At 58.3% G+C, this 25,090-nt stretch carries 23 protein-coding genes, 1 tRNA gene and 1 pseudogene; 13 read left to right on the forward strand and 12 right to left on the reverse strand.

Annotated features, from left to right (window positions below):
- The first annotated feature begins 14 nt into the window (after positions 1–14).
- The 4 genes from scpB to der all read left to right on the forward strand — a co-directional run bounded on the left by scpB (position 15) and on the right by der (position 3,965).
- Positions 15–629 (forward strand): SMC-Scp complex subunit ScpB, encoded by a 615-nt coding sequence (scpB, locus tag HMPREF2743_RS04130; RefSeq protein ID WP_070743316.1) that lies wholly within the window; start codon positions 15–17, stop codon positions 627–629.
- A gap of 87 nt (positions 630–716) precedes the next feature.
- Entirely contained in the window at positions 717–1,634 is a 918-nt protein-coding gene (locus tag HMPREF2743_RS04135; protein ID WP_070818217.1) for a pseudouridine synthase, read from the forward strand.
- Entirely contained in the window at positions 1,634–2,344 is a 711-nt protein-coding gene (cmk, locus tag HMPREF2743_RS04140; protein WP_070743319.1) for a (d)CMP kinase, read from the forward strand. Before HMPREF2743_RS04135 ends, cmk begins: the two co-directional genes overlap by 1 nt.
- Positions 2,337–3,965 carry a ribosome biogenesis GTPase Der gene (gene der / locus HMPREF2743_RS04145; RefSeq protein ID WP_070743322.1) on the forward strand — a complete coding sequence of 543 codons (1,629 nt, stop codon included), beginning with the start codon at positions 2,337–2,339 and terminating at the stop codon, positions 3,963–3,965. The genes cmk and der overlap by 8 nt, the downstream gene beginning before the upstream one ends.
- A gap of 2 nt (positions 3,966–3,967) precedes the next feature.
- On the opposite strand, the gene HMPREF2743_RS04150 is transcribed toward der, so the two are convergent.
- The 5 genes and pseudogenes from HMPREF2743_RS04150 to HMPREF2743_RS04170 form a co-directional block, all read right to left on the reverse strand.
- Positions 3,968–4,576 (reverse strand): response regulator transcription factor, encoded by a 609-nt coding sequence (locus HMPREF2743_RS04150; RefSeq protein WP_070743325.1) that lies wholly within the window; start codon positions 4,574–4,576, stop codon positions 3,968–3,970.
- Positions 4,573–5,688: a sensor histidine kinase gene (locus HMPREF2743_RS04155; RefSeq protein WP_070743328.1), complete on the reverse strand. Its 1,116-nt coding sequence runs from the start codon at positions 5,686–5,688 to the stop codon at positions 4,573–4,575. The genes HMPREF2743_RS04150 and HMPREF2743_RS04155 overlap by 4 nt, the downstream gene beginning before the upstream one ends.
- The gene (locus tag HMPREF2743_RS04160) at positions 5,685–6,479 is read right to left on the reverse strand and encodes an ABC transporter permease (protein WP_070818218.1); all 795 of its coding nucleotides are present in this window, start codon (positions 6,477–6,479) and stop codon (positions 5,685–5,687) included. The genes HMPREF2743_RS04155 and HMPREF2743_RS04160 overlap by 4 nt, the downstream gene beginning before the upstream one ends.
- Before the next feature lie 13 nt (positions 6,480–6,492).
- Positions 6,493–7,349: pseudogene (locus HMPREF2743_RS04165) on the reverse strand (ATP-binding cassette domain-containing protein).
- A gap of 171 nt (positions 7,350–7,520) precedes the next feature.
- Positions 7,521–8,363, reverse strand: coding sequence for a class I SAM-dependent methyltransferase (locus HMPREF2743_RS04170; protein ID WP_070743335.1), 843 nt, complete (start codon positions 8,361–8,363; stop codon positions 7,521–7,523).
- Positions 8,364–8,422: 59 nt separating this feature from the next.
- On the opposite strand from HMPREF2743_RS04170, the gene HMPREF2743_RS04175 reads away from it, so the two are divergent.
- On the forward strand, positions 8,423–9,457 hold the full coding sequence (locus HMPREF2743_RS04175) for a CE1 family esterase (protein WP_246818699.1): 1,035 nt from the start codon (positions 8,423–8,425) through the stop codon (positions 9,455–9,457).
- A gap of 22 nt (positions 9,458–9,479) precedes the next feature.
- On the opposite strand, the gene HMPREF2743_RS04180 is transcribed toward HMPREF2743_RS04175, so the two are convergent.
- Positions 9,480–10,775 (reverse strand): site-specific DNA-methyltransferase, encoded by a 1,296-nt coding sequence (locus tag HMPREF2743_RS04180; RefSeq protein ID WP_371441226.1) that lies wholly within the window; start codon positions 10,773–10,775, stop codon positions 9,480–9,482.
- 484 nt (positions 10,776–11,259) lie between these two features.
- On the opposite strand from HMPREF2743_RS04180, the gene HMPREF2743_RS04185 reads away from it, so the two are divergent.
- Both HMPREF2743_RS04185 and HMPREF2743_RS04190 read left to right on the forward strand, forming a co-directional pair.
- Positions 11,260–11,466: an antitoxin gene (locus HMPREF2743_RS04185; protein ID WP_070524841.1), complete on the forward strand. Its 207-nt coding sequence runs from the start codon at positions 11,260–11,262 to the stop codon at positions 11,464–11,466.
- Between the two features lie 240 nt (positions 11,467–11,706).
- Complete coding sequence (locus HMPREF2743_RS04190; protein ID WP_070818220.1) at positions 11,707–13,116, forward strand: TetR/AcrR family transcriptional regulator; 1,410 nt, start codon at positions 11,707–11,709, stop codon at positions 13,114–13,116.
- Between the two features lie 333 nt (positions 13,117–13,449).
- On the opposite strand, the gene HMPREF2743_RS04195 is transcribed toward HMPREF2743_RS04190, so the two are convergent.
- From HMPREF2743_RS04195 to HMPREF2743_RS04205, 3 genes are all read right to left on the reverse strand, one after another.
- Positions 13,450–13,523, reverse strand: a tRNA-Pro gene (locus tag HMPREF2743_RS04195).
- A gap of 89 nt (positions 13,524–13,612) precedes the next feature.
- Positions 13,613–14,011 carry a YchJ family protein gene (locus HMPREF2743_RS04200; protein WP_070524844.1) on the reverse strand — a complete coding sequence of 133 codons (399 nt, stop codon included), beginning with the start codon at positions 14,009–14,011 and terminating at the stop codon, positions 13,613–13,615.
- Between the two features lie 7 nt (positions 14,012–14,018).
- Positions 14,019–15,197 carry a bifunctional alpha/beta hydrolase/OsmC family protein gene (locus tag HMPREF2743_RS04205; protein WP_210383602.1) on the reverse strand — a complete coding sequence of 393 codons (1,179 nt, stop codon included), beginning with the start codon at positions 15,195–15,197 and terminating at the stop codon, positions 14,019–14,021.
- A gap of 96 nt (positions 15,198–15,293) precedes the next feature.
- On the opposite strand from HMPREF2743_RS04205, the gene secA2 reads away from it, so the two are divergent.
- The 5 genes from secA2 to HMPREF2743_RS04230 all read left to right on the forward strand — a co-directional run bounded on the left by secA2 (position 15,294) and on the right by HMPREF2743_RS04230 (position 20,575).
- On the forward strand, positions 15,294–17,585 hold the full coding sequence (secA2, locus tag HMPREF2743_RS04210; protein WP_070818226.1) for an accessory Sec system translocase SecA2: 2,292 nt from the start codon (positions 15,294–15,296) through the stop codon (positions 17,583–17,585).
- Positions 17,586–17,672: 87 nt separating this feature from the next.
- Positions 17,673–18,104 carry an oxoglutarate dehydrogenase inhibitor Odhl gene (odhI, locus tag HMPREF2743_RS04215; RefSeq protein WP_010186533.1) on the forward strand — a complete coding sequence of 144 codons (432 nt, stop codon included), beginning with the start codon at positions 17,673–17,675 and terminating at the stop codon, positions 18,102–18,104.
- A 117-nt stretch (positions 18,105–18,221) separates the two neighbouring features.
- Positions 18,222–18,977: a transcriptional regulator FtsR gene (locus HMPREF2743_RS04220; RefSeq protein WP_010186535.1), complete on the forward strand. Its 756-nt coding sequence runs from the start codon at positions 18,222–18,224 to the stop codon at positions 18,975–18,977.
- Positions 18,978–19,113: 136 nt separating this feature from the next.
- Positions 19,114–19,704 (forward strand): bifunctional nuclease family protein, encoded by a 591-nt coding sequence (locus HMPREF2743_RS04225; protein WP_070818222.1) that lies wholly within the window; start codon positions 19,114–19,116, stop codon positions 19,702–19,704.
- 310 nt (positions 19,705–20,014) lie between these two features.
- Positions 20,015–20,575, forward strand: a complete 561-nt coding sequence (locus HMPREF2743_RS04230; RefSeq protein ID WP_210383604.1) for a MerR family transcriptional regulator — start codon at positions 20,015–20,017, stop codon at positions 20,573–20,575.
- 129 nt (positions 20,576–20,704) lie between these two features.
- Here HMPREF2743_RS04230 and HMPREF2743_RS04235 read toward each other — a convergent pair whose 3' ends face one another.
- From HMPREF2743_RS04235 to HMPREF2743_RS04245, 3 genes are read right to left on the reverse strand one after another with little or no spacing between them, the layout of a single operon-like run.
- Positions 20,705–21,505 carry a vWA domain-containing protein gene (locus tag HMPREF2743_RS04235; RefSeq protein WP_070818223.1) on the reverse strand — a complete coding sequence of 267 codons (801 nt, stop codon included), beginning with the start codon at positions 21,503–21,505 and terminating at the stop codon, positions 20,705–20,707.
- Positions 21,506–21,561: 56 nt separating this feature from the next.
- Complete coding sequence (locus HMPREF2743_RS04240) at positions 21,562–22,416, reverse strand: 3-methyladenine DNA glycosylase (protein ID WP_070818224.1); 855 nt, start codon at positions 22,414–22,416, stop codon at positions 21,562–21,564.
- Positions 22,413–23,705, reverse strand: a complete 1,293-nt coding sequence (locus HMPREF2743_RS04245) for a DEAD/DEAH box helicase (protein ID WP_070818225.1) — start codon at positions 23,703–23,705, stop codon at positions 22,413–22,415. The genes HMPREF2743_RS04240 and HMPREF2743_RS04245 overlap by 4 nt, the downstream gene beginning before the upstream one ends.
- A 115-nt stretch (positions 23,706–23,820) precedes the next feature.
- Here HMPREF2743_RS04245 and HMPREF2743_RS04250 point away from each other — a divergent pair, with 115 nt between their 5' ends.
- Entirely contained in the window at positions 23,821–24,630 is an 810-nt protein-coding gene (locus tag HMPREF2743_RS04250) for a hypothetical protein (RefSeq protein WP_246818700.1), read from the forward strand.
- Positions 24,631–25,090: the final 460 nt, after the last annotated feature.

Raw genomic sequence — 25,090 nt, forward strand, 5'->3', positions numbered from 1 at the left:
TACGCTACCGAAACATGGACGACACGTCATCCCCGGCACCTAGCGAAGCGGCTCCCTCCAACGTGCAGCGCGCTTTGCCCTTCATCCCGCAGCTGCGCTCACGCCTCGAATCGATACTCCTCGTCGTCGACTCGCCTGCGAGCGTGGAAGAGCTGGCCCGCGTGTTGGACGCGGAGCCCACTGTTGTTAGCGATACTTTGCGGGCTGTGGAACGGGAACTGACCGAGCGTGGTTCCGGAATCGACCTGCGTGAGACACCCGAGGGGTGGCGCTTCTATACGCGTAAAGAGAACGCAGATGCCGTCGAGCAGTTTGTTCTCGATGGCACCCAAACCAAACTCTCCCGCGCTGCCCTCGAAACCTTGGCGGTCATCGCATACCGCCAGCCGGTAACCCGAGCTCAAGTCGCAGGTGTTCGCGGCGTAAACGTTGATGGAGTCGTCCGGACACTATTGTTGCGTGGACTCATTCGGGAGATAGAAAGCCCTGAGCCCTCTGTGGGACATGCGCACCAGTATGAGACTACTGAGCTCTTCCTCGAGCTACTCGGCATTGATTCTCTTGAGCGCCTTCCGGATCTTGCTCCACTGCTGCCAGACATCGAGCAGATCGACGAGGACTACTCATAAAGGCATACTCTGCGGTAGGATTGCGGCCGGACAGAGGCGTGATTTCACGCCGAGCAAATTGAAGAACTATTGAGAGGACACACTCCCGTGACTCCACCCGCTCGCCGCGACGGCACACCGGAAAAGAAGAAGCGTGACAGCGACATGATCGTCTCGAACGCTAAGCCGGCTCGCCACCAGCATGTAAAGAAGAAGACCACCGCAGATTCCATCGCCCGAGAGCTGGGCGCGGATTGGCTGGTAGACGGCAACAACACAAAGAATCCCCAGAACCAAGGCGAACGCCTCCAAAAGGTGTTGGCCAAGGCCGGCGTTGCTTCGCGCCGCCACGCTGAGATCCTGATCGATGAGGGCCGCGTCGAGGTCAACGGTCAGGTCATCATCAAGCAGGGCACCCGCGTGGATCCCAACAAGGACGTCATCCGGGTGGACGGCACCCGCATCAACGTCAACGAAGAGACACAGTACTTCGTGCTCAACAAGCCCCGCGGGATGCAGTCCACCATGTCGGATGACATGGGCCGGCCTTGCGTGGGTGATGTCGTGGCTGATCGCGTCGTGGCAGGTCAGCGCCTATTCCATGTCGGACGTCTTGACGCCGACACCGAGGGTCTCCTTTTGCTGACCAACGACGGCGAACTTGCTAACCGCCTCATGCACCCCAAATACGAGGTCACCAAGACGTACTTGGCCACAGTGCTGGGGGAGGCCGATAAGAAGCTCGTTCGTCAACTGCGCGAGGGCATCGAATTAGAAGATGGCTTGGCGCAGGCAGACTATGTCCAAATCGTGGACAAGAACCAGGGCTATTCGCTGGTGCGTGTCGAACTGCACGAGGGACGCAAGCACATCGTTCGCCGCATGTTGAAGGAAGCCGGCTACCCAGTGCAGCGCCTCGTGCGCACGAAGCTTCACACAGTACAGCTGGGTGATATGAAGCCTGGCTCCCTGCGTGCTCTGAACTCCAATGAATTGACCAGCCTGTACAAGGCGGTGGGGATGTAATGATTTCAAATATGCCTAATCAAGGTCTCATCTTGGCTGTGGATGGTCCTTCCGGAACCGGTAAGTCCACAACGTGCCGCGCGCTGGCCAAGCAGCTTGAGGCGAAGTATGTCGATACTGGGGCCATGTACCGCGTGGCTACTCTGGCTGTACTGCGCGCAGGGGTGGACCCGGTAGATACTGACGCGGTGATTGCCGCGACTGCAGACCTTCCCCTTGAGGTCTCCGATGACCCTGATTCCACCCAGGTTATCTTCGATGGCGAGGATGTCTCCCGCGTCATCCGTGAGGACGAGGTCACCCGTAATGTGTCGGCGGTATCGGCAATCCCGGAAGTACGTCAGAACCTCGTCGAACTGCAGCGGAAGCTGGCCGCACAGGCGCACCGCGCGATTGTTGAGGGACGTGACATCGGCACTGTCGTTCTCGCGGATGCCCCCGCGAAGGCGTATATGACGGCCAGTGCCGAGGTCCGCGCGCAGCGTCGCCACGACCAGAATCTCGCTGCCGGCATTGAATCGGATTTTGACACAGTGCTTGCCGACGTCGAACGACGCGACGCCGCAGACTCCTCCCGCGCCACCTCGCCGTTGCGCCCGGCCGAAGACGCAGTGCTTGTGGATACGTCCGAGATGACCCGCAAGGAAGTCCTCGACGCACTCATCGCCGTCGTGAAAGAATCGGCTGCAAAGGAGGCCTCGAATGACTAATGAACCGCAGAATCCGGACCTGAATCCGGAGCAGCAGCCGGAAGATTTTGAGACGGAATTCCACTACCCAGTAGGCAAACTCGAGGAAGAGGTCGTGCGCGATCCGCACGGCGGCTGGGCGCCGAAGGATTTCGATTCTGCGGACTTCGACTATGAGTTTGACGAGTCAGAATTCGACGACTCGGAATTCGGCGAGGCTGATTTCGGTGACGAAGAAGAACCGGCCGAAGGTGATGCCCCGCTGAGCGAGGAGGAATGGGAAGCTCTATCCCATGCCTTTGGAGTAGGTGAGGAGCACACGGAGGAAAACCTCTGCACGGTGGCCGTGGTGGGCCGGCCGAACGTGGGTAAGTCTTCCCTCGTTAACCGCTTCCTTGGCCGGCGTGAAGCAGTGGTGGAGGACCATCCTGGTGTGACCCGTGACCGTGTGTCCTACGTGGCGGACTGGAACGGCCAGCGCTTCTTCGTTCAGGACACCGGTGGCTGGGATCCAAACGTCAAGGGCATCCACGCCGCCATCGCACGTCAGGCAGAACAGGCCATGGAGACTGCCGACGTCATTGTGTTCGTGGTGGACACCAAGGTAGGCATCACGGAAACCGATGCTGTGATGGCTCGAAAGCTGCAGCGCTCTGAGGTGCCCGTCATCCTCGTCTCGAACAAGTTTGATTCGGAGACGATGTACGCAGATATGGCCGAGTTCTACGCGCTGGGCTTGGGGGATCCGTGGCCGGTATCCGCCCAGCACGGCCGGGGCGGCGCCGACGTCTTGGATGAGATTCTGCGCTTGTTTCCCGAGGAACCGCGCCATTCTTCGATTACCTCCGGGCCCCGCCGCGTAGCGCTGGTGGGCAAGCCAAACGTGGGAAAGTCCTCGCTTCTGAATAAGCTGACGGCGGAGGAGCGCTCCGTCGTGGACAATGCTGCCGGTACGACTGTCGACCCAGTCGACTCCTTGGTGCAGCTGGATCAGCGGCTATGGAAGTTCATCGACACTGCGGGCCTACGCAAGAAGGTTAAGAACGCGCAGGGCCACGAGTACTACGCTTCCCTGCGCACGCGCGGCGTGATCGATGCGGCCGAGGTGTGCATCATGCTCATCGATGCCTCCCAGGAAGTCTCTGAGCAAGATCAGCGCGTCCTTAACATGATTTTGGAAGCCGGTAAGGCTCTGGTCATCGCCTTCAATAAGTGGGACCTCGTGGATGAGGATCGCCGCTACTACTTGGACCGCGAGATCGATGAGAACCTGCGGCACCTGCCGTGGGTGACCCGCGTGAATATCTCTGCCGAGACCGGCCGCGCCCTGCAGAAACTAGAGCCCGCCATGATTGAGGCTCTCGAGAGCTGGGATCAGCGCGTGTCTACTGGTCAGCTCAACAACTGGATGCGCGAGGCAATTGCCGCGAACCCACCGCCGATGAACAACAACCGTCTGCCGCGCGTGCTGTTCGCTACCCAGGCTTCGACACAGCCGCCGACCATCGTGCTGTTTACTACCGGCTTTTTGGATGCGGGTTATCGCCGCTATTTGGAGCGCAAGTTCCGCGAGCGCTTCGGTTTCCACGGCTCGCCGGTGCGCATCGCAGTGCGCGTACGCGAGCGCCGTCAACGCCGCTAGCATTAGATCCACCCGTTTGCTTCGGCCCGCCGTGCGGCCTCGAAGCGGTTTCCCGCTCGTGTCTTCGCCATGATGGCGGAGACATGGTTGCGCACTGTTCCGCCGCTGAGGTGAAGCTGTGAAGCGATATCAGCGGAACCGAGCCCACGGACGAGCAGGCGGCATACCTCTATTTCTCGTTCGCTCAGAGGGTTGTCGGGGGCAAAAAGAATGTCCTGAGCAAGCTGCGGGTCGATCACACGCAAACCCGAATGGACGCGGCGGATGGCGTCCGCGAGTTCGTCGGGAGGAGTGTCCTTGACCAGAAAACCGTCGACACCCGCCTGTAGCGCGCGCTTGACGTAGCCAGAACGCCCAAATGTGGTGACGATGAGGCTACGGCAGCCAGTATCTGCGATAGTGTGTGCCGCATCGATGCCATTCATGCCAGGCATTTCGATGTCCAGTAGCGCCACGTCAACGCTGTGCTGAGCGACGAGCCCGGAGACCTCAGTCCCTGAGGAACAGTCTGCAACGACATCAATGTCCGGTTCAGCATTGAGCAGTGCGGTAAGCGCTCCGCGGACTAAAGATTGATCTTCGGCAATGAGCACTCGGATGGGAGTCGTCATGATTGATGGGGATCCTTTATGTCAGGGGCGCCTTGAAGAGTCAGGAGGACCGTGGTTAAGCCATCGGCACGCCGGACTATAACGTCACCGCCCGCGTCTGCCGCGCGGCGTCGAAGACCGGCGAGGCCCGTGAGCCCGGCGGCAAGCGCGTGCGTAGCGTCTTCCGTGAAGCCGCGGCCGTTGTCCGTCACCTGAAGGGAGCTCTCGGTGAGGTTCACCCAGCACTCTGAAGCGCCGGAATGCCGCACCACGTTGGTGGTGAGTTCTCGCAATGCCCACGAGAAAAGTTCCTCATGTGACTTGGGCTGCGAAAGGGGATCAGGAAGGTGGGTTTTGATTTCGGCGGTTTCAAGGATTCGGCGCGCAGCTTGGAGCTCGCCGGTAAAGGTGGGGTTCTTCATGCGCGTTACTGTCGAACGGACCTCGGCAAGGGACATCCGTGAGAGAGCGCTAATCTCCTCGAGCTCGGCAGCCGCTTGAGACGGGTCGCGGTCGATGAAGCGGCGGGCTACTTCAGATTTGAGGTTGATTGCCGTGAGAGTATGACCGAGGAGATCATGGATATCGGAGGCGATATCCTCGCGCTGTTGGGCTAATTCCAAGTCGTGGCGCAAGGCGGTTTCTATATCTTCGCGTTGGGACAATGTGCCAAGCATCAAGATGAGCAGCGGCCAGCCGAAAAGGATCAATGCGAATTCGATAAAGCGCTGTTCCGCATAGAGCCAGAGAGGGATACTCAGTACGATTCCGGTCAGCGCAATGATGGTGGTTGCTGTCTTCAGCGGTTGCGTGAAGGATACTAAGGCCCCAAGGTATGGCACGAAGACCACGGCCCAGACACCGTGCGAGGGGATGGCAGCAAGCGCGAGGAGTGCGAGGATAAGCCACCAGGTGGTCACGCGACGCCGGTAGGACCACCCTTGTGGGTAGAAGTGCAGCGTACCGAAAGCAAGAGTGTAGGCCACGCAGAAGACGGCGGTGATTGCTATTGCCCAGATACGTTGGGCGGCGGAATGAGTGGGCTGGAAAAGGACTTGCACTAGTACTGGCAGGAGAAATACCAGCCACACCGCGGCAAAAGCAGCGTCGCGGGATTTGAAGCTGAGCATCATGCTCGGTTCCTGTCGCGCTTGTGAAGAAGCACGCACGCCCCGACGAAAACCACTATCCATACCGCGATATTAACCCATGCGTACCAGAGAGGATCTTCGATAAAGAGCTGCTGGCCGTTGATCATCTGAGCACCTTCTGAGAGCGGCCAGCGCGCAAGAGCCTGCGCGCCGTACATGGGGGTGAAGCGTCCAATCCCAAGGAGAGATTCTTTGAGCGGCATGAAGACATTTCCTGCAAACGCGAGGATAACGATGCTGGACGAGGCAATGGACACCGTGTTTTCCGAGGGAATGAGCATGGCGCAGGCCATGCCATAAAAGCCGAAGGGGATGGCACAGACGACGGTGGAGAGAAAAGCCAGTGACCACTGATCCGGCTGCATGTTGGCTTTGGTGAGCGCTCCGGTTATGAAGACAGCGGCGATGGGCAAGATGGCGCGGACCGCGATATTGAGGAAGTGAGCAATGCCTAGCTGCCAGGGGCGTAGGGGAGTAAGCGCTAATTGCCGTCCCCACCCGGCGCGATTTTCTGCGACCATTGAGCCGGCTGCGCCGACAGCGCCTGTGGCGCCGGCATAGAGCGCCATGCCGATCATGACCATGGCGGCAACGTTTCCGCCGTTGAACTCAACGTCGCCATATTCTTGCATCGCGCCGAAGAGAATGTAGAAGATGATCGGTAGCCCAATACTAAAGAAGAGCGTTGGTAGGTCGCGGCGCAATCGCTTGAGGTCGTGACCGGCGTACCGTAGCGTGGCGGCAAGGTTGGGTGATGCCATGCGTGTGCTCATGGTGGTTGTCTCCTTAAAGATTGGCGGTAGTCGGGGATGCGTTGGAAAGCTCCAAGAAGGAATCCTCCAAGCTATGGCCAGCGATGGTGATATCGCGAGCTGCAGTTTTAGTGAGCAGGAAGCGGGCCACAGCGTCAGAGTCCCGTGTAGTGATGGTGAGGCCAGTTTTGGTGCGTTCTAGGCGGACAACTCCCGGAAGATCAGCACTCAAGAGGGAATCAGGCAGCCCATCGGGAAAGGTGGCGCGAATAATCCGGGTGGAGTTAGATTTGCGGATCTCCTCCGTGGAGCCGTCGGCTTGAACCTCGCCCTTGTTGAGCATGACGATGCGCTGGGCAAAAGAATCTGCTTCCTCAAGGTAATGAGTAGTAAGGACGATGGTCCGGCCGGATTCAGCCTCGTGGTGCATGCCTCCCAGAAGTGACGCCGAGCCGCGGCATCCATGCCGGCCGTGGGTTCGTCGAGAAGCAACAGCTCCGGATCCCCCAACAGCGCTAAGCCGAACCGCACACGCTGTTGCTCGCCGCCGGAGCATTTCCCCACCCGGCGCGAGAGAATATCGCCTAAGTTCGCGCGCTCAATAATGTCCTTTAATGGGCGGTGGGATGGGAAAGCCGCGCCAAGGAGCTCGAGGGTTTCCTTCACCGTGATATCTGGGAGTAAGCCGCCGGATTGCATGACCGCGCCGATGCGTCCAGTCTTCGCTGCTTCTTGTGGTGAGGTGCCGAGCACGCTGATAGTGCCCGAGGTTGGGTTCGTGAGCCCAAGGATGAGGTCGATGAGTGTGGTCTTGCCAGCGCCATTCGTGCCCAGCAGGCCAACGATTTCACCCCGGTGAATGGTGAGGGAGACGTCGTGAAGCGCCTGCACAGAAGCGCGGGAGGATGCGTTGAAAATCTTGCTGACGCCGTCGACGTCAATTACCGGTGGGAGTGTGCGTGGTGTGCTCATATCTTCACGCTAGGTTCGGGAAGTAATCGCAGCGTAGACGTGGTGTCACCACTCAGGCATGACAGATGTCATGGTGAGGCAGGCCAGGGTCTACTCACCATCGCGGGCCAACACGAATGCATCCGTACGGTACGGGATTCGAAGAACTTGCCCAGGGCGAAAGCCCATGTGTTCGTAGAGATACCAGTTGAGGTTATACGTCATGCGTTCATGGATTTTCTTGCCATTGCGAAGCCAATAGGAGCGGGTATGCATGAGTGAATGCAGATCTTCGGGGCTCAACTCGTGCTCCCACGTTAAGCGCAGCTCGTCACGGAGTGTCCACGGATCGCTAAAGCCGGGGTAGAAGCCGGGACGGTGGACATCTCCTGAATGCATGATTCGAGAGAGCCGGAGGATCCAAGGGTCAGCGTTGACGTCCATCGTATTCCATACCAAAAGTACCTTTCCTCCTGGGCGGAGCACTCGGTCAAATTCCGCACAAGCTCGCTTCACATCAACCCAGTGCCAAGTTTGCGCGCAGGCGATGGCGTCGAGACAGGAAGAGCGCACAGCCATGTCCTCAGCCGTTGCACGCCAGCACGGAATCCCAAGTCGAGACAGCACACGCGTCATGTCATGGGAGGGGTCACTGGCGTAGACAACGGGATTGCTCAATGACTCGGTCAGTTTGCCAGTGCCTGCACCAACGTCGAGGACTGTGTGCGCCGAGGCGATGAGCTGCGATACTTCCGGTGGATATCCCGGACGCACGTCATGGTAGGCATCGGCCCCTTGGTTGAAAGCATGGGCAGAAGCCACCCGCTGCTCAGCAGTGCTGAAATTGGGAGACTCCTTCCCGGATGCCCGGCGGTAGCTGGGATAGTGCTCGGGCAACGGGTAGGAAGATGGCGTGCCCAGGGAATCTGTTGGGTCGGAAGGCAATGAGCTCATGATGTTCTCAAACTTACCGCGACGCTGCAGGTTCGTGGATGTTGGTGGGATGTTTTAAGGTGGACGAGGATATTTTTCCGACGATGAACGTGGCGAGGGGAAAGATGGGCCAAGATTCCGCAGCGCGGCTGCGCCGGTTGCGCGCGCTCGCTGGGGCTGTCGCCGTCGCGGCAAGTGTCATGGCATTGGCGTCGTGCAGCTCGGCTGAAGAGGAAGCGCCTACGTCAACCTCCCCAGCAGAGTGGACAAATGATCTCGGTATCCCACTAGCTCCCATGCTGGTCGGCCCGGAGCCTGGACACACGAAGAAAGTTCGGTTGGCCTCTGGGCGGAGCTTCCTCCTCCATGTGCCTGAAAACTACACGCCTGAACGTTCTTGGCCGGTGCTGCTATCTTTCCACGGGTATACAGATTCCCCTGAGAATATGGAGCAGTACACCCAGTTCAATGCTGCTCACGCCATCGTTGCTTATCCAGCGGGGGAGAAGGCCGCGTGGGCGCCAGCCCCCTACGCTGCTACTAGCGCGGAAGAAGACCTAGAATTCGTTCGCACCCTCGTGGACAGTCTGCGCTCTACTTATGAGGTGGACGATAACGCCATCTATGCTGCGGGTCTGTCCAACGGCGGCGGATTCGCAGCCTTCTTGGCCTGCCGCATGCCGGGTACTTTTCGTTCTGTAGCGACCGTGTCGGCGGCATACTACGAAGGCATCCATACAGATTGTTCAGATAAACCTGTCGGCCGTTTGGATATCCACGGTACGAAGGATCCCGTGGTTAATTACGAGGGCGGAGTGCGTCACGATACCGCCTATTCTTCAGTATCAGAGGTGCTTGGGCAGGATCAGCGGCGCAATAAGTGTCGCGGCGACGTCGACTCTGTGCGCCTGACAAACGGTGCCACTAGAGAGACCTGGACTGCCTGCGAAGCACCGCTGCAGCATATCCGCATTGAAGGCGGCTCTCACGTATGGCCAGGCGGTAACAACGATACGAAAATCGAGGTCGGGCAAGGATTTGCTACTGATGCGGTACTGGATTTCTTTGGCATCCCTGGGCGCCCAGAAGGCACTGAAGAGCACGGAGTGGCCTAGAACCACTGATGGACGGATCATTCTAGGTCAAGGTGAAGTGATCAAAGGGCACATCGAGTGAGTGGACCCGCGCGAGACAAATATCCGCAACCGTTTCAAAACCCGCTTGGCGCGCGGCGCTGGATGCCTCTGTGGGTGCAGGTATTTGCACTAGGTGGAAAGAACGTTGGCCACCGTCTTCGCTGTTGAGCTCAACGACAGCTTGGGCGGTAGTTCCCGAGCCGGCGAAAAAGTCTACGACTACCGCGTCTGGACCGCCGGCGATTGAGATGAGGTGTTTGATAAGCCGCACTGGTTTCGGGAAATCAAAGACACCCGTGGTGCCAAGCGCCTCCTCGGCATCACGGCGGCCCGTGCGCGTGACTCCGAACCGTTCCCCATCCATGATGGAGCGAGGCCGCGCTCCCTTCTTTTCGTAGTTCTTGGTGTAGACAAAACCGCGCCTGAACACCAAATCATCGTAGTGCTCAGCGACCTTGTCCTTACCCCACCGCCAGCGGGCAACCTCTGATTTACCTTCTGGCTGGTGAGGCCAGTACTCGCGGCCATCGGGGGCGACGATGGGGAAGTCCAGACTGGGCAAGTAACCTAGGGTTTTAGAATCCAGCCGGACAAGGGAGTATTTGCCTTTTTCGTCGCTATGGTTGTAGCGGGTCGAGGTCTGCGCCTCCATATCCACGTTGAATCCGTTGTTCGCTGGGGACTTTGCGTAACACAGGACGTATTCGTGCTCTAATACGGCATACTTCGAGTCATTCTTGCCGGTGCCACCCTTCTTCCAAATGAGTTGGCCTGCAAAGCAATCCTCCCCAAAAACTTCATTAAGGATCAGTCGAAGATGGGCGCACTCCGATTCGCCGATTGACACCAGGATGAAGCCTGTATCAGCAAGAACCTCACGCGCGAGAATCAAGCGCGGCAACATCATGGAAAGCCATTCGGCATGCCATTGACCAAAATGCTCTGAGCGCATGTCGCGGCGCTGCCGGAAGTTGTCGCGATAGACAAAGACTTTACCAGTGTTATACGGCGGGTCGATGTAGATGACATCCGCGCGTAAACCCCGTGCGATAAAATCATTCAGCGCTGCTAGATTATCTGCCACGTTAACGCTGTTGGGGGATGAACCGCGGCCGCTGATGAGCGTTCGTTTGCTTAGAACTTCTTCTTTGGCCAGCGCAGCAGCTTGTTCCTTACCCGGCCAGACAAGGCCGAATCCTGATTCCGTCTCTGTAGAAGTGCTCTTCACGGAGGAAGATGAGATGTGACGAGAGTGCGGGGCAGGACGAGGAGCTGGGGTGGTATGAGACGAAGACATCGTGGTGGTTGCTGTGATGGTGATAGAGGTTAAGGGCTAACAGGGCGATTAGGATTAGACGCTCTATATTCGCCTCATGCGACGAAGAGCGAAAAGCGCACATAGAGAATTGTGTACTCAGAGTACAAGCCTTCACAAATGAGAGGGTGACGGCAAGCGCCAAGTTGTTGAACGAAAAGGGGTAGATGGTGGGGGTGGGGCAACGATTCCTTTCTTAACTTTCTCAGAGTGCAAGATTTCGCATAGGCATTGTGCTGTTGACGGCGTCAATCAATAACTTTTGTGGCGAAGAGTCTGGGGCGTCGGTACGGTGGGGTGACATGCTGGCGTGCAGGCCGAGTGTAGCGACCATAGTGCATTTGTTCGCCGCGTTGGGAGTTGAGGAAAGCTACGTACGATAGCAGGAATCACTCGGACGTAGAGGTATTCGGCTGTTGTTGGCCAGCACTGTTAGAAATAGTGATCCAACGAAAGGACCGTAGAAATGGGTATTTTTGACAAAGCAAAGGACGCGCTGAACACCGATAAGGGTGAGCAGATTTCGGATAGCGCACTGGACAAGGGTGCAGAACTGGCTAAGGGAAAGCTGGGCGAGGATAAGGCAGATAAGATTGACTCTGCGCGTGACCAGCTTGATGAGCGCATCGGCAACCAGGGTGCTGAGGCCCCCAAGGGTGATGAGCAGAAGTAAAGCCTTTCCGACTCTCCGGCATGACAGCTTTAGACAGTTGGGCATGCCGTGTAACTCAAAAGGTCCTGTCCGCGAGGCGGGCAGGACTGTATAAGTTTTGTGGTGGTGCATAGTTCTTTGTGATTTTGGTTCGGTCATGGAGTCATAGGTGCCGGGCTGAACACTGTGAAAACTCTATAAATATTCCTATCTTGCGTTTATGGAACTAAAAAGGGCTATTTCCTAGGTAGGCTAATCACTGTGATTACTTCAGTTGGTGTGGAACGCGGTAACCGGCCCTCTCGGCAGCTACTTATTGAGCAAGCCGGCCGGGTCATTGCCAAGGCGGGCATTGATGAAGTCCGTCTTCGCGAGGTAGCAGACCAAGTCGATGTGCCCTTTGCGGAAGCTCAGGCGCTGTTTGCTTCTGAGGCTGAGCTTGTTGAAGCCACTAAACACTCGCTCAATGACGCATTGACCTCAGTAGTCGATTTGCATCTAGAACGCCTTCCTGAAAACGCAACTGCAGTGGATAAGCTTCGGGCCACAGGTCTGTCATATTTTTCTTTTGCGGTTGAGGATCCTTCTGCCTTCGCGGCATTTACTGGAGTCCACGCAACGCCGCGGTTGGGGCTTACAGCGGAGGATTTCGCCAATCCCGATGGGCGCGCTGAGAAGTGTCCTATTATGCGAATCCTTTTTGAGCTGACTGAAGAAGCGATTAAGGAATCTGGCGGCCCAGAGCTTGATGCAAAGGGGACGCTGCTTTCAGCGTTGTCTATCTTCTCGCATCTGCACGGCGTAACGCAGCTCGCTGCTGAAGGAATCCTGCGCTACCTTTCGCCAGCAGCAAAGAAGCAGACGTTTAGTGCTGTTATGGATACTCTCAGCGTTGGGCTTTACCCGTTCTTTAGGGGTGAGCGAATTGAACGCGCCATTCCTTATGGCTTGGTGGGCAAGCAGCCGGAAGTGCTTTTGACAAAGGCTAAGGATCTTCCACGCGCGACAGAAGAAGAGCAGCGTTCAGCGCTACTTCGGGGTGCTGTCGAGGAAGTTCTGGATCGTGGTGTAACCGGGCTGCACATTGGCGGGGCTGCAAAGCGCGCAGGTCTGAGAGTTCAAGAGGCTGAACACCTTATTGAAAGTGATCAGGAGCTGGCAAGCTACCTTGAGCGCTACCTGGACAAGATCAACTATGAGTTCATCTACCGTCAGGTCGCTACTCTGCCGGAAGGCTCTAGTTCCATATCCAAGATCAAGGCCACTGGTTATGGGTATGTTTCGCACGCCCTGTATGACCCTCAAGGATTCGATGCGCTGATCAAGATCGCATCTGGGCCAATTGTTCCCATGTCATTCGAAGATGACTTCCTTCCGAATGCAAACAAGGCGGTCGAGCTCAAGCGCGACTTTAGCGAATTTGGACGAGCCTTTGGCTTCATTATGTCTCTTGTACGCGAGGTCATCGACGAGGTTGATGGGCCTCGCACCCCGTGGGTACTTTTTACCCTTGTCATTTCGGTATGGGCGGGCGCTCACGGTCTCTCCATGCTGAGCACGAAGGGGCCATTGCGTGGTTATGACTCAGACTTTATTTTTGAGGTCCTCACTCAGTATATGGATATCGAATTTGGCGGCATCATGCGAAGCCTCAGCGGTATGGCAAACTAGTTTGACTTTCGTGGCCGTGCCGCGTTCCTAGTTGGCCTTAATCTTCATCACGGTTAATCTCCGCTTCCTTAAGGGGAAGAGGAGATTTCTTCTTTATTCTTCCGTCTGGAGTTACTTTGTGGTGGGTGAGATATGCGTATTTTCTAGGTGCATTGTGTGGCCGGAGGAGGAGAAGGCCCGCCGGAGTCGGAGGAGGCGCGCTGTTTGGCGACGACGCACTAGGCACTCTGAAGTTCTGAAGTACGGTGGGCTAGCCCGCTAGCCCGCCTGAGACCGCGAATGGCGAACGTGAGAAAAGGCTGGCCAGAAGCGCTCTGACCAGCCTGAATGCTGTCGGACTAACAGGATTTGAACCTGCGACCCCTACACCCCCAGTGTAGTGCGCTACCAAACTGCGCCATAGTCCGCCGTCGCACCGTTTGGTGCAACTGCTACAGATTACACCAGTAGTATTCGCTTCGACAAAATCCCTGTTCACCCTTTGTTTTAGAGGCAGCTAAAGCTCGCCGGTGGAATAGACCCATTTCCCGCCTTGGCGGCGGAAAGAGGAGCGTTCCCGCTGAGAGCCCTTGGCAGCGCCCTTATAGAAGGCCTCGAATTCCACGATGCCGGTCTGGTCCAAGGGGCCGCCCGCGACGGTGTCGATAATGTCGAGGCGATAAAAGCGAATGCCGGTCTCGGCAAGATCCAGACGTTCGGGTCGAGTTTCGGGGTCCCAAGTGCGCAACAAATAGTCCTCGTCGCCGGTGACGAAAGCACTGAAACGTGAGCGCATCAATGCCTCCGCTGAGGGAGCAGGCGTGCCCGCGTGGTAGCGCGAGCAGCACTCGCCAAACGTCAAACCAGTTCCGCATGGGCAGCGGGCGGCGGGGTCAAGGGGGTTGAGAACGATCATGGGTGGTCTATCCCGCAGTGATTCTCACGGTGGTGGTGACATCCACGGCCAGGAGGGGATCGATGGTGGAGGCTGCGGCGGCGTCGCCAAGCGCGCGTTGTTGGTCCGCAGTGAGGGAGGCCGGGAGCGTCACCGTTCGCGTAAAGCGAGTCTCGGACTCTTGGGTAACGCTGACGGACACCGACTCGAGAGCCTTCGCGTCAATTTTGTGCGCCTTGCCCGCCGCCATGACGGCCTGGGTGCTTGCCGTAACCAATGCGGACATGAGGAGGCCCTCAGCGGTAAATCCTTGGCCTTTACCGCCGTTCTTCTTCGTGCGGTCAGCGCTCACAGAGCGGTCATTGTGGCGCACGACGACGCCCATCCTGGTTCCTACTGCTGGGATGGCTACTGCGGAATCTTCAGCGACCGTTGCGGGAAGGTTTTCCGGGACAACGAACTGCTCCGCCCACGCGCCAATGAGATCGGCCGCGCGGGCTGCCGCGCCTTGTTTAGTCAAGAGGTGATCAGCCTTGTCCAAAGCGACGAGAGACTTGGGGTAGCGCGTAGTGCGGAAGATGTTCTGGGCGTTATCGATGCCAACGGTCTGATCAATTGGGGAGTGCAGCACCATGAGAGGCTTACGCAGACGCGGAAGGTATGCCTCTGGGTTGGTATCAGCAAGGTCTTCGAGGAAAAGGCGCGAAATAGTCAGCGCGCGGCCACCCAAGGTGACCTCTACCTCGCCATTGGCATCGACCTGGCCAATCTTGTCGGCGTAGTGCAGCACAGAGTGCGCGGGATCGAAAGGGGCGCCAATGGTGGCGACGGCCTTGAGGGAACGAATGTCATTGGCTGCTGCGAGAGCGGCCGCGCCGCCCAGCGAGTGGCCCATGAGCAGCTGCGGCGCGGAATAATTCTTGACCAGCCAGTCGGCGGCGGCCTGGATATCAGCAACATTTTGGCTGAAACATGTGTCCGCGAAATTTCCTTCGGATTGGCCTAGGCCAGGAAAATCGAAGCGCAGGGTAGCGATGCCAAAGTTAGTCAGCTGCTTGCTCACGCGGGCAGCGCCCGGGGTATGGCGCGAACCGGCAAAGCAGTGCGCAAAGATGGCGAAGGCTTGCGGAGGGGAGTCAGGGAAGTCGATGGTTCCGGCCATCGTGGTACCGGTGCTGGAGGGGAGCGACACGTTCACGGATTGCATGATCATAAGGATATAAGGGCGAACGCACGCCTGCGAACCGGGGTTGACTAGAGTCGATAGAAGACCTGTATGACGCACAAGGATGGAGGAGTGCTCATGGGCGCATTCGATTGGTTCTGGAAGGCAATGGGCGCGCAGTCCGAACGCAACAATAAGAAGTCGAAAGCCGTTGTAACGGCCGCAGATTCCGCGGTGGAGGATATCGCGAACCTGTCGGATGCAGAGGTTTCCGCCACCGCACGGGAGTGCGTGAAGGACGGCAAGATCGCGGATAAGTCCCGCTTCCTCGCAGCCCTGGCCGTGGCCAGTGAACGCAAGCTTGGCATGCGTCCTTTTACAGTCCAATCCCAAGCTGTGCTGCGACTTCTTGAAGGTGACGTTATCCAGATGGCCACCGGCGAGGGAAAGACGCTGGTGGGCGCCATGGCCGCGACTGGTTTCGCGCTCACCGGTAAGCGCGTGCACCTGGTGACAGTCAACAATTATCTAGCAGCGCGTGATGCCGAATGGATGCGCCCGCTCGTGGAATTCTTTGGACTCACGGTGGCCTCGGTAACGGAGAAGCTCGGCGCGGGAGAACGCCGCGCGGCCTACCTATCCGACATCATCTATGCGCCAGTCAATGAGCTCGGTTTCGACGTGCTACGGGATAACCAGATCACGTCCCGCGAGCAGACGGTGCAAGCGCGCGCGGATGTGGCGTTGGTGGATGAAGCGGATTCTGTGCTTGTCGACGAAGCCCTCGTCCCACTCGTCCTCGCCGGAAATCGCCCCGGTGAGGAATCTACGGGCCACATCACCAACGTGGTCTCCCGGCTGCGCGAGGAACAGGACTACGTTATCGCGGAGGATGGGCGCACGGTCGCGCTCACCGATGAGGGCGCGGCACGCGTGGAGCGCGAATTGGGCCTCGACTCTCTCTACTCGGAGGAGAACATCGGCTCCGTGCTAGTTAAAGTCAACTTGGCGCTGCACGCTAAGGCATTGCTTATCCGCGATATTCACTACATCATCACGGAAGGAAAGCTGCAGCTTATCGACGCCTCCCGCGGCCGCGTCGCCGAACTGCAGCGCTGGCCGGATGGCCTTCAAGCGGCGGTGGAGGCCAAGGAAGGCTTGGAGGTATCGGAAGGCGGGCGCATCCTCGACACCATTACGCTCCAGGAGCTCATGCGGCGCTATCCGCTGGTGTGCGGCATGACCGGTACCGCAGTGGAGGCAACAGACCAACTGCGTCAGTTTTATGACCTGCACGTCTCCGTCATCGACCGTAACAAGGAACTGCAGCGCTTCGACGAACCTGACCGCATTTATGCCTCCGTGGATGAAAAATCCCGTGCCATCGTCAATGAAATCGTGGCAATTAATAGAACTGGACAGCCGGTGCTCGTGGGTACCCACGACGTTGCTGAATCAGAAGACCTCGCCGAAGCCCTCCGGGCACGGGGGATTACGGTCAACGTCCTTAACGCAAAGAATGATGAGGACGAGGCGCGCATCGTTGCGGAAGCAGGTGACGTGGGGCGAGTGACCGTGTCCACCCAGATGGCGGGCCGCGGCACCGATATCAAGCTTGGCGGCGCGGATGAGTCAGACCGTGAAGCCGTTGTTGAGAAGGGCGGATTGGCAGTGCTCGGCACGTCACGCCACCGCTCCTCTCGTTTGGATAACCAGTTGCGCGGGCGTGCAGGCCGCCAAGGAGATCCCGGGAAGTCTCTCTTCTTTGTCTCCTTGGAGGATGACGTGGTCAAACAGGGTGGGGAAGATGAATCCTTGTCCGCGCGACCTGATGCCAACGGGCTTATTGACTCCAAGCGGGTTCGTGATTTCATCGCGCACTGCCAGCGCGTGACCGAGGGCCAACTGCTGGAGATTCATGCACAGACATGGAAATACAACCAGCTGCTCGCGGATCAGCGCATCATCATCGATGAACGCCGTGCCAAGCTGCTCGATACCGATCAAGCCTGGCAGGAGTTGGCTGAGCGGGCGCCCGAACGTGCCGCTGAGCTGGCTGATATTCCTGCGTCGGCTCGTGAGCGGGCTGCCCGCGAGATTATGCTGTATCACCTAGATTTGGCGTGGGCCGACCACCTGGAGCTGATGGATGACGTTCGTGAATCCATCCACTTGCGCGCCATCGCTCGCGAAACGCCTATCGACGAGTACCACCGCATCGCGGTGCGTGAATTCAAGGACTTGGCGCAGCGGGCAGTTGATGATGCTCTTGATACTTTTAAGACTGTGCTTATTGATTCTGAGGGTGCCCACCTAGAGGATCATGGGCTGTCCCGACCGAGCGCCACGTGGACTTATATGGTCTCTGATAACCCACTATCTGGGGGCGGAAACTCCGTGCTCAAGGGCATAGGAAACATTTTCCGCTAATGTAAATGCGCCAGAGGTGACTCGCGCGGACAGCGGAGTCGCTAATATGGAATGAGTCAACATCGATCCGACCCTTCGGAGGTAAAAATGAGCGAGAATACCGGAACGCCGGAACCGCAGGCAGAGACTACTTCTGTCTTCCGCGCTGATCTTCTCAAGGAGATGGAAAACGGCACCGCGGCGGGTTCTGACGCCTCCGTTGCCGGCGCTGAGAACCTGGCAGAGGGCCAGGCGTTGCTCGTCGTAAAGCGTGGCCCTAACGCTGGCGCACGCTTCCTGCTGGATCAGCCGACCACCACCGCTGGTCGCCACCCAGAAGCAGACATCTTCCTTGATGATGTTACGGTGTCCCGCCGCCATGCCGAGTTCCGCGCCAAAGATGGCCAATTTGAGGTTGTCGATGTCGGATCGCTCAACGGCACCTACGTCAACCGTGAGCCGCGCAACGCGCAGGTGCTGGAAGTAGGCGATGAAATCCAGATCGGTAAGTTCCGCCTGGTATTTATTGCCCCTAAATAAAACAGTTCTAGTTAGTAGGAACTAGTTGGGGGCGAGGGGAGTAGGTTTATCTCGCTCCCTATCCACGTTCCCGCTGTGTCCAAGTGAAACCGTGTAGAAAGCAGTAGTAGTCCTATCGTGAGTGCGCAGAAGTCCACCGCCGCTGCCGCAGCAGCGTCTTCCGTGGCCAAGAAGACCAAGCCTGCTAAGCAGAAGCCTATGTCCATTGGCGTAACGCTGAAGCACGTTCAGAAGCAATTCCCGGACGTGACGGTGTCGAAGATTCGCTTCTTGGAATCCGAGGGGCTGATTACTCCGGAGCGCACCGCAAAGGGCTACCGTCGCTATTACCAAAAGGACTTGGACCGCCTGCGCTACATTCTGACCGCGCAGCGTGATCACTACACCCCGCTCAAGGTCATTCGGGAACAGCTGGATGCAATGGACTCGGGGCAGGTGACGGCTATTGTTTCCTCCCAGGCTGAGGCCCTCATCAGCGCTGAGCAGCTACGTGCCCCGGTGGTCACCAGGCTTACCGACGCCGACGTGGCCGACCAAGCCGGAACCACGCAGGAAAACATCGCGAAACTGGTCTCGGTGGGCCTGATCAAGCCGGATCCGGCGGGCTTCTTTGACACGGATGATGTGTCCATCGTTTCCGCGGCCGTCGCGCTGGAGTCCTTTGGGCTCGAGGCGCGGCAGTTGAAATCGCTGCGCAATGCTGCCCGCCGCCAGGCGGACATGATTTCGCAGGTGGCAACTCCGGTTGCGCATTCGAAGTCTGATACTGCCCCGCAACAGGCCGAAGAGCTGTCCCAGCAGATGGCGGCCCTGGTTTTATCGCTTCACGGGACGTTGGTCAAAACCGAGCTTCGCGACGAATTCCGACCTTAAGTCTTTCTAGGGCATTGATTCCTGGACCCGCGATGGAATGGCATGCGCCCAAGCTTCGCGACGACTTCTCGTGCCTTTCCGAGTATCTCTACGCCGCCTAGTTCATGTGTAAGAAAAGTGTGTAAAAGTGGGTCCCATGACTACTGAAGTACTGAAATTTCTAGGAATCCATCCCGTCGGTCCCGAGAACAATCTGTGTGCTCTTTTCTACTGGGAAGAGGCGGACCGCCACGTGCCAGTGTGGGTCTCACCGATTGATGGGGCGCGCGTGCTGCAAGTCCTCGAGCGGCATTTCAACGCGCGGCCAAGCACCTACGAGCTGCTCATCGCCTTCGCGGACCAGCTCGACGGCATTGAGCACATCTGCGTCTCCGAGTATCGCAAGGGCGTTTTCATGGTTGATCTCGTGGACGGAACCGGCGAAGAGCACGATGCCCGTTTGTCCGATGCACTCGTCTTGGCAGACCACTATGGGCTGCCCATCCATTTTGAAAATGACGTGCTCGACGAGGTGGCCATCTACATTAGCGACGAGGACCTCAAAGAGTATTACGGCCTAGAGCGCGAGGCGGAATCCCCGGAGACCTTTCCAGAAAAGCGCATGCGTGATTTTCAAGAGCGAGCCGCTCAGCAGAATTCGCAGGACGATGATGACTTCGAGCAGATGATGCGTGATTCTGGCATATCGGAGGAGGACTTGCTCGGTGGAGAGGAAGGCGAAGACTAACTCCATCACTGCGAGGAGCCTAAGTTCCCCGTGGTTCAATATCGCACTTATGCCCTAAACCGGCCTTGATGGACACAGCGGCGCCTTGCGGGCGCCGCGTTTTTGTGCTGCCAGTGATAATTTTTAATGACACGCGTGTGACTAATGATGACAAAGTGAATCAAAAAGTCTAAAGTTCTACTAGAGGTTCACGCCGGACGACTCTTGACGCCGTCGCAGACGTGCCCTTTAATAGAAAAACAGAACTCCCCTCAAGTATCACTGGAGTAATTACGTGAGCAGTAAGAATGATCGTTCTGAGTCCAGCGCCATGCCGCTCGACGATGTCGCAGCCAACACCTACGTTCAGGAATCCCTCTTCGATGTAGGACCTGATGAGGAACTGGGCTACCGCGTTCCCATCGCTTGTCAGGTGGCTGGAATCACCTATCGCCAGCTGGACTACTGGGCGCGTACCGACTTGGTCAAGCCCTCGATCCGTACCGCCCGTGGCTCTGGTTCCCAGCGCTTGTACTCTTTTAAGGACGTACTGGTCCTGAAGATTGTCAAGCGCCTTCTGGATACCGGAATCTCCCTCCAGAACATCCGCCTCGCCGTGGAATCTCTGCGCGACCGCGGCGTCAATGATCTTGCTGAGCTCACCTTGGTATCGGACGGCACCACGGTCTACGAGTGCCGCTCTAACGACGAAGTTATTGACCTGCTGGCCGGCGGCCAGGGCGTGTTCGGAATCGCCGTGCCGGGTATTCTCAAGGAACTCTCTGGCACGATTACTTCCTTCCCAGCCGAGCGTGTTGTGGAGGAAGAAGACATCGACGTTGTCATTGGCCTCGACGAGCTAGCCGCTCGCCGCAAGCGCAAGACCTCCTAAAATTCTGCCGCAGGCAACCGCCGCTGCTCCTCCAGCGCACTGCAGCTCACGTCAGTGCCGTAGAGGATGTGGCGGCGTTTTGCTGTGCAGCCCTGGTTTTAGGTGACCGTACACCGCCGGCTGCGCATATTACGCCCCAGCGGCGCTCGTGATGCTTTCTTGGGCATCGGAGGGATTCGAGACAGTGGAGTAAACATCGGCGAGTTTCTCCAGTTCCACGTCCTTCTCGGCATCACCAATATGCACCACGGTCAAACTAACGCCCTCACCACGAGCGTTTTTGGCCGCCTCCGCAAAGCTTGCGTCATCCATATCTTGTTGGGTTCCCGTGGTAATCAGCACGACGCGAGTGTTCTCTCCGCTTCCAGCTGTTTGATCCGTGGCGTTATCGAGTGCCGCTACGACGGCGCTGCGTGTCTGTGGAACACCACCGGTGCCGAACTGCCCCACGGCAAAGGCGACGTTCTCGGCGTCGCCATAAGCAACATTTTGACGGAAGCCCACGGTGGCAGTCGCGGAAATGGGGGAGGAATAGTTCCAGAGAGCCACCTGGCTTCCCTTCGCGCCGACGGCCGACGCCGCCTCCGCCACGCCCTGAGTCACCGTATCGAAGTACGGCGCAAGGTTGTCGGAAGTATCGAGGAGGAACAGCGTATTCGGCGCGACATCTTCAGGGGCCTTGTTCTCCGAGGTGGGCGTGGCCGAAGAAGGCAGCTCTGATTCCGAAGACTTGGCCTCAGTGCTGGTGGGGGTCTCCTCAGCAGAAGTCGCGGAGGTTGTGTCTGCAGCCACTGTCTCAGTGTTTGAGGAGTCCCCCTCCCGGAAAAGGAAGAAACCGCCGATGGCCAAGGCTAACACCGCCAGGATGGCCACGATGATGACCCACGGTGCAAATGCGTAGTTATTCTTACCATCCGAGTGCCGGGCCATCTTTTTCCTTCCGCGCTGAGGTCTCGGGGCCGCGCAATGCGTCCCGACGGGTCACATCAATGGTTCCTCATTGTAGCGGCTAGCGTAGCCCGAATTTGGGAGACAAGCCGCGCACGGAGTGGCTCGGAGGCGTCGGCAAGCGCGCGTTGGCGCCGTACATACTCCGACTTTCCTTCAGGGGTTTCGATGGGCACGACCCCAAAGCCCCACTCGCGGCAATCGTAGGGCGAGGCCTCCATGTCAAGCGTGCGCGCGGCGACTGCCAACCGGAAGGTCTCCAGGAATAGCTCACCGGGCACGAGCGGGCCCAATTTCCACGCCCATTTATAGAGATCCATCGTCGCATGGACGCAGCCGGCCTGGTCATTGTCGGGCTGGTCCTCCCGCGTGAGCACGGTGAGATTGAGTGGACGCGCCGGCTTGGTAAAGAAACGGAAGGCATCGTAGTGCGTGCATTTAATGCGGTGCTTGTCGACGACCTCATTCGTCCCCTCCGCCCCTAACCGCAACGGCAGATCATGTCGGGGAGAATCGGTGTGGTACACCATGGCCCATTCATGCAGTCCAAAACAATCAAACTGGGTGGGGTTACGTGTGGTCTTCTCCAACAAGTCCAGGATGTAGCGCACGGTACCGCCGCGGCGCTCGAGGAAGGCCTCGGCGTCTACCGTGATTCCCTCAGCAGTGCGGTGGTAGTAGCGCCAGTCGCCGTGTGGAGCGTCCCCTGCCAGAGTGATGCCTACCCCTGGGTGCCAACGACGGAGATGCGAAGGGCGAACAGGGTAGTACTCGAAGAGGAAGTCGTAGACAGGGTGGTAGGAGCCTGGGTGGCGATAGCGCGCGAGGAACTCATCTGCTGACTCTTCATGCTTGCGCATCTGAGCTTGCCAGTCTGTGGGCTGCAGAATCATCGTTGACCTGCGTTGCCCCGTCGGCGGCGCGGGTTACGGCGGCGCTGGCCTTGGTTACCTGCTCGTTGACGCGAAGGCTGTTGCTGGTGTGGTGGCCCGAGCGGTTCACCCTTTGGCTTGCGTGCACCGGTCATCTGGGCAAGCTCAGGACTGCTGGCGGGGTTGGCGCGGTCGCTGATGTCGAGGTCGGTGTGTTTGACCCCGGCTTTCGCAATGAGTTTGGCCACTTCGTTGCGCTGTTCATCAGTGACGAGCGTGACCACGGTGCCTGAATCTCCACCGCGGGCCGTGCGGCCGGAACGGTGCAGGTAGGCCTTGTGTTCCGCGGGCGGGTCAACGTGGACGACGAGGGAAACGTCCGCGATGTCGATTCCACGCGCGGCGATGTCGGTGGCGACGAGCACCGGAACGCTGCCGTCGGCGAAGCCTTCTATAGCCTTCGTCCGCGAACCCTGGCCCTTATCGCCGTGGAGAGGCAGCGCATTGATTCCGACTCTGCGGAGCTTCTTGGCCTGCCTGTCGACGCCGTGCTTAGTGCGCATGAACATGATGGTCTTGCCTTTGCGGGCACCCAGGCGCAGGACGACGTCGTTGCGCGCCTCACGGGTGCCGATGAAAATCAGATGGTGTTCCATCGTGTCCACGGCGGCCTCGACAGGCGCGGTGGAGTGAGTTACGGGCTCGTGCATGAACTGCTGGACCAGCTTGTTGACTTCACCGTCGAGGGTGGCGGAGAAGAGTAGGCGTTGGCCGTCTGGTGGGGTGAGCTTAAGTAGTTTGCGCACTTGGGGGAGAAACCCCATGTCCGCCATCTGGTCGGCCTCGTCGAGGGCAGTGATGGCGACGTGGTCGAAGAAGAGCTTGCCCTGGTCGATCAGATCCTGTGCTCGCCCCGGTGTGGCAACGAGCAGGTCGACCGGGCGCGCGAGTGAGCGAATGTGGTTGTTGATGTTGACGCCTCCGACTACCGCAAGCACACGCAGGCCGAGGGCAGCTGCTGGTTCTTCCAGGCGCTGCTGGATCTGGGTTGCCAACTCGCGTGTTGGTGCCAGAACGAGCCCACGTGGGCGCGCTGGGCGGGAAACTCCGGATTCTGCCAGCCGGGACAACATAGGAAGACCGAACGTAAAGGTCTTCCCCGAACCGGTGGGGCCGCGGCCGAGGACGTCCTTGCCGGAGAGGGCGTCGGGAATCGCAGCTTCTTGGATAGGGAAGGGGGTCGTGATGCCCTGCTTATCTAGAACACGGACAACATCGCGGGGGAGGCCGAGATCGGCGAAAGTACTCATCGGTTGGCAGTCTAATGCGCAGCGCCGCCAGACCGAAAAGCTAGGACGGGGAACGGGCCTCGCGTCCTGCATTTTTCAGGATATTGTGACGTGGTTCTCTGTTAGATTGATGGGCATGACGAACCCTTTCGCTAACCCGCAACAACCGCCCGGTGGATTTGGCCAGAACCCACAGCAAGGGCAACCAGCGCACAACCAAGTACCGCCCGGATTTAACAATCAGAATCAAGGGCCTAACGCCAGCGGACCAGCAATGCCGCAGCCGCCGGAAAAGAAGTCAAGCTCGAAGAAGGTGCTGTGGATTGTACTAGCAGTAGTCCTTGTACTCGCTATTATCGCAGCCGTCGCAGTCGTTGCTGCAGTTTCCTTCTTCAAGGATGTCGCGGCCGATTTCGACGAGGCACCACGAGACGTCGCGGCTTCCGACGACGCGTATTGGAACAGCACGTACGACGCTGATGATGTCGACAGGATCCGCGCCTCTGAGGAAGCTGCTCCGGTACCCGCGCCGCTTATTGAGCTTTCGGACGAGTGCTATGAGGACACGTCTTTCTTTGGGCAGTCGGACTTTCTGAGCCTGGATGTACAGTGGGTTCCGACGATCTCTTGTATCTATGGCCCGGACAGGGAGTTCGTGGCTCAGTACACAGAGAACGCGGACGCGATTCGCGATACAGAAAGCGTTGGGCTGAGCGATTCCGTTGAGGACTTCACTTCGGCCCGCGGTTCTCAGATTGCCGCCTTTGGTGAGGCAGAGGAGTACGTGATTGCGGAAGTGCTTGAGGACGGTAGCGCGGTCATCGAGTACGTCATGGATGGCTATGACGACAACGGAGACGAAGCTGACTTGAATGATTTAGCAACCTATCTTGTGGGTGCAGGCATCCTTGAGCTGACTCCGGGAGGCCCGCCGGTGGATGCCTAGCTTTTAGCGGCGCACGTCCCTCCCATTCGCCAGCCGCACAGCCCGCGAGGGCGTATTTGTTATACGCAGACTGTGCGGAAAGGCGGGGTAGCGGGCGGCAGAGGATTCGGCCGACGTCGCTCCAGGTTGATGCCTTTCGAGTGCTGGCCTGAAAGTGTTTCGCTGCGGTTGCTCATCGGACGGTTGACTTGTTGTCACGCACCACAGGTGTCCCGTTAATCTTTTGGTTGGCGGGTTTTGTTCTTTAAGGGCTAAAGGGGCCCACTGCTCCCGCTGTGTTTTGCGGCATGTGAACCGTGGCCTGGGATCTCCTAGTTTCCCGCGTACCTTGTTGTGGTTTGTGGGTGGTGTTGAACTGAAGGATCGCCGATGTGCCCGTCAACGTTGCTGTGGTTGACGGGTTCTTCCATCAGGGGCGGTGTAGGTGGTCGGCGCTGTCCTTTCTGTTTCTGCTGTGTGT

The sequence above is a fragment of the Corynebacterium sp. HMSC036D02 genome, assembly GCF_001836165.1.
In the GTDB taxonomy this organism is placed as follows: domain Bacteria; phylum Actinomycetota; class Actinomycetes; order Mycobacteriales; family Mycobacteriaceae; genus Corynebacterium.

Coding starts and splice junctions, on each gene's coding strand:
- HMPREF2743_RS04240 (WP_070818224.1), bottom strand. CDS start 22,416: ATGATTCTGCAGCCCACAGACTGGCAAGCTCAGATGCGCAAGCATGAA.
- der (WP_070743322.1), top strand. CDS start 2,337: ATGACTAATGAACCGCAGAATCCGGACCTGAATCCGGAGCAGCAGCCG.
- HMPREF2743_RS04245 (WP_070818225.1), bottom strand. CDS start 23,705: ATGAGTACTTTCGCCGATCTCGGCCTCCCCCGCGATGTTGTCCGTGTT.
- HMPREF2743_RS04170 (WP_070743335.1), bottom strand. CDS start 8,363: ATGAGCTCATTGCCTTCCGACCCAACAGATTCCCTGGGCACGCCATCT.
- HMPREF2743_RS04250 (WP_246818700.1), top strand. CDS start 23,821: ATGACGAACCCTTTCGCTAACCCGCAACAACCGCCCGGTGGATTTGGC.
- HMPREF2743_RS04235 (WP_070818223.1), bottom strand. CDS start 21,505: ATGGCCCGGCACTCGGATGGTAAGAATAACTACGCATTTGCACCGTGG.
- HMPREF2743_RS04230 (WP_210383604.1), top strand. CDS start 20,015: ATGCCGCTCGACGATGTCGCAGCCAACACCTACGTTCAGGAATCCCTC.
- HMPREF2743_RS04150 (WP_070743325.1), bottom strand. CDS start 4,576: ATGACGACTCCCATCCGAGTGCTCATTGCCGAAGATCAATCTTTAGTC.
- secA2 (WP_070818226.1), top strand. CDS start 15,294: ATGGGCGCATTCGATTGGTTCTGGAAGGCAATGGGCGCGCAGTCCGAA.
- odhI (WP_010186533.1), top strand. CDS start 17,673: ATGAGCGAGAATACCGGAACGCCGGAACCGCAGGCAGAGACTACTTCT.
- HMPREF2743_RS04225 (WP_070818222.1), top strand. CDS start 19,114: ATGACTACTGAAGTACTGAAATTTCTAGGAATCCATCCCGTCGGTCCC.
- HMPREF2743_RS04200 (WP_070524844.1), bottom strand. CDS start 14,011: ATGATCGTTCTCAACCCCCTTGACCCCGCCGCCCGCTGCCCATGCGGA.
- scpB (WP_070743316.1), top strand. CDS start 15: ATGGACGACACGTCATCCCCGGCACCTAGCGAAGCGGCTCCCTCCAAC.
- HMPREF2743_RS04180 (WP_371441226.1), bottom strand. CDS start 10,775: ATGTCTTCGTCTCATACCACCCCAGCTCCTCGTCCTGCCCCGCACTCT.
- HMPREF2743_RS04160 (WP_070818218.1), bottom strand. CDS start 6,479: ATGAGCACACGCATGGCATCACCCAACCTTGCCGCCACGCTACGGTAC.
- HMPREF2743_RS04185 (WP_070524841.1), top strand. CDS start 11,260: ATGGGTATTTTTGACAAAGCAAAGGACGCGCTGAACACCGATAAGGGT.
- cmk (WP_070743319.1), top strand. CDS start 1,634: ATGATTTCAAATATGCCTAATCAAGGTCTCATCTTGGCTGTGGATGGT.
- HMPREF2743_RS04205 (WP_210383602.1), bottom strand. CDS start 15,197: ATGCAATCCGTGAACGTGTCGCTCCCCTCCAGCACCGGTACCACGATG.
- HMPREF2743_RS04155 (WP_070743328.1), bottom strand. CDS start 5,688: ATGATGCTCAGCTTCAAATCCCGCGACGCTGCTTTTGCCGCGGTGTGG.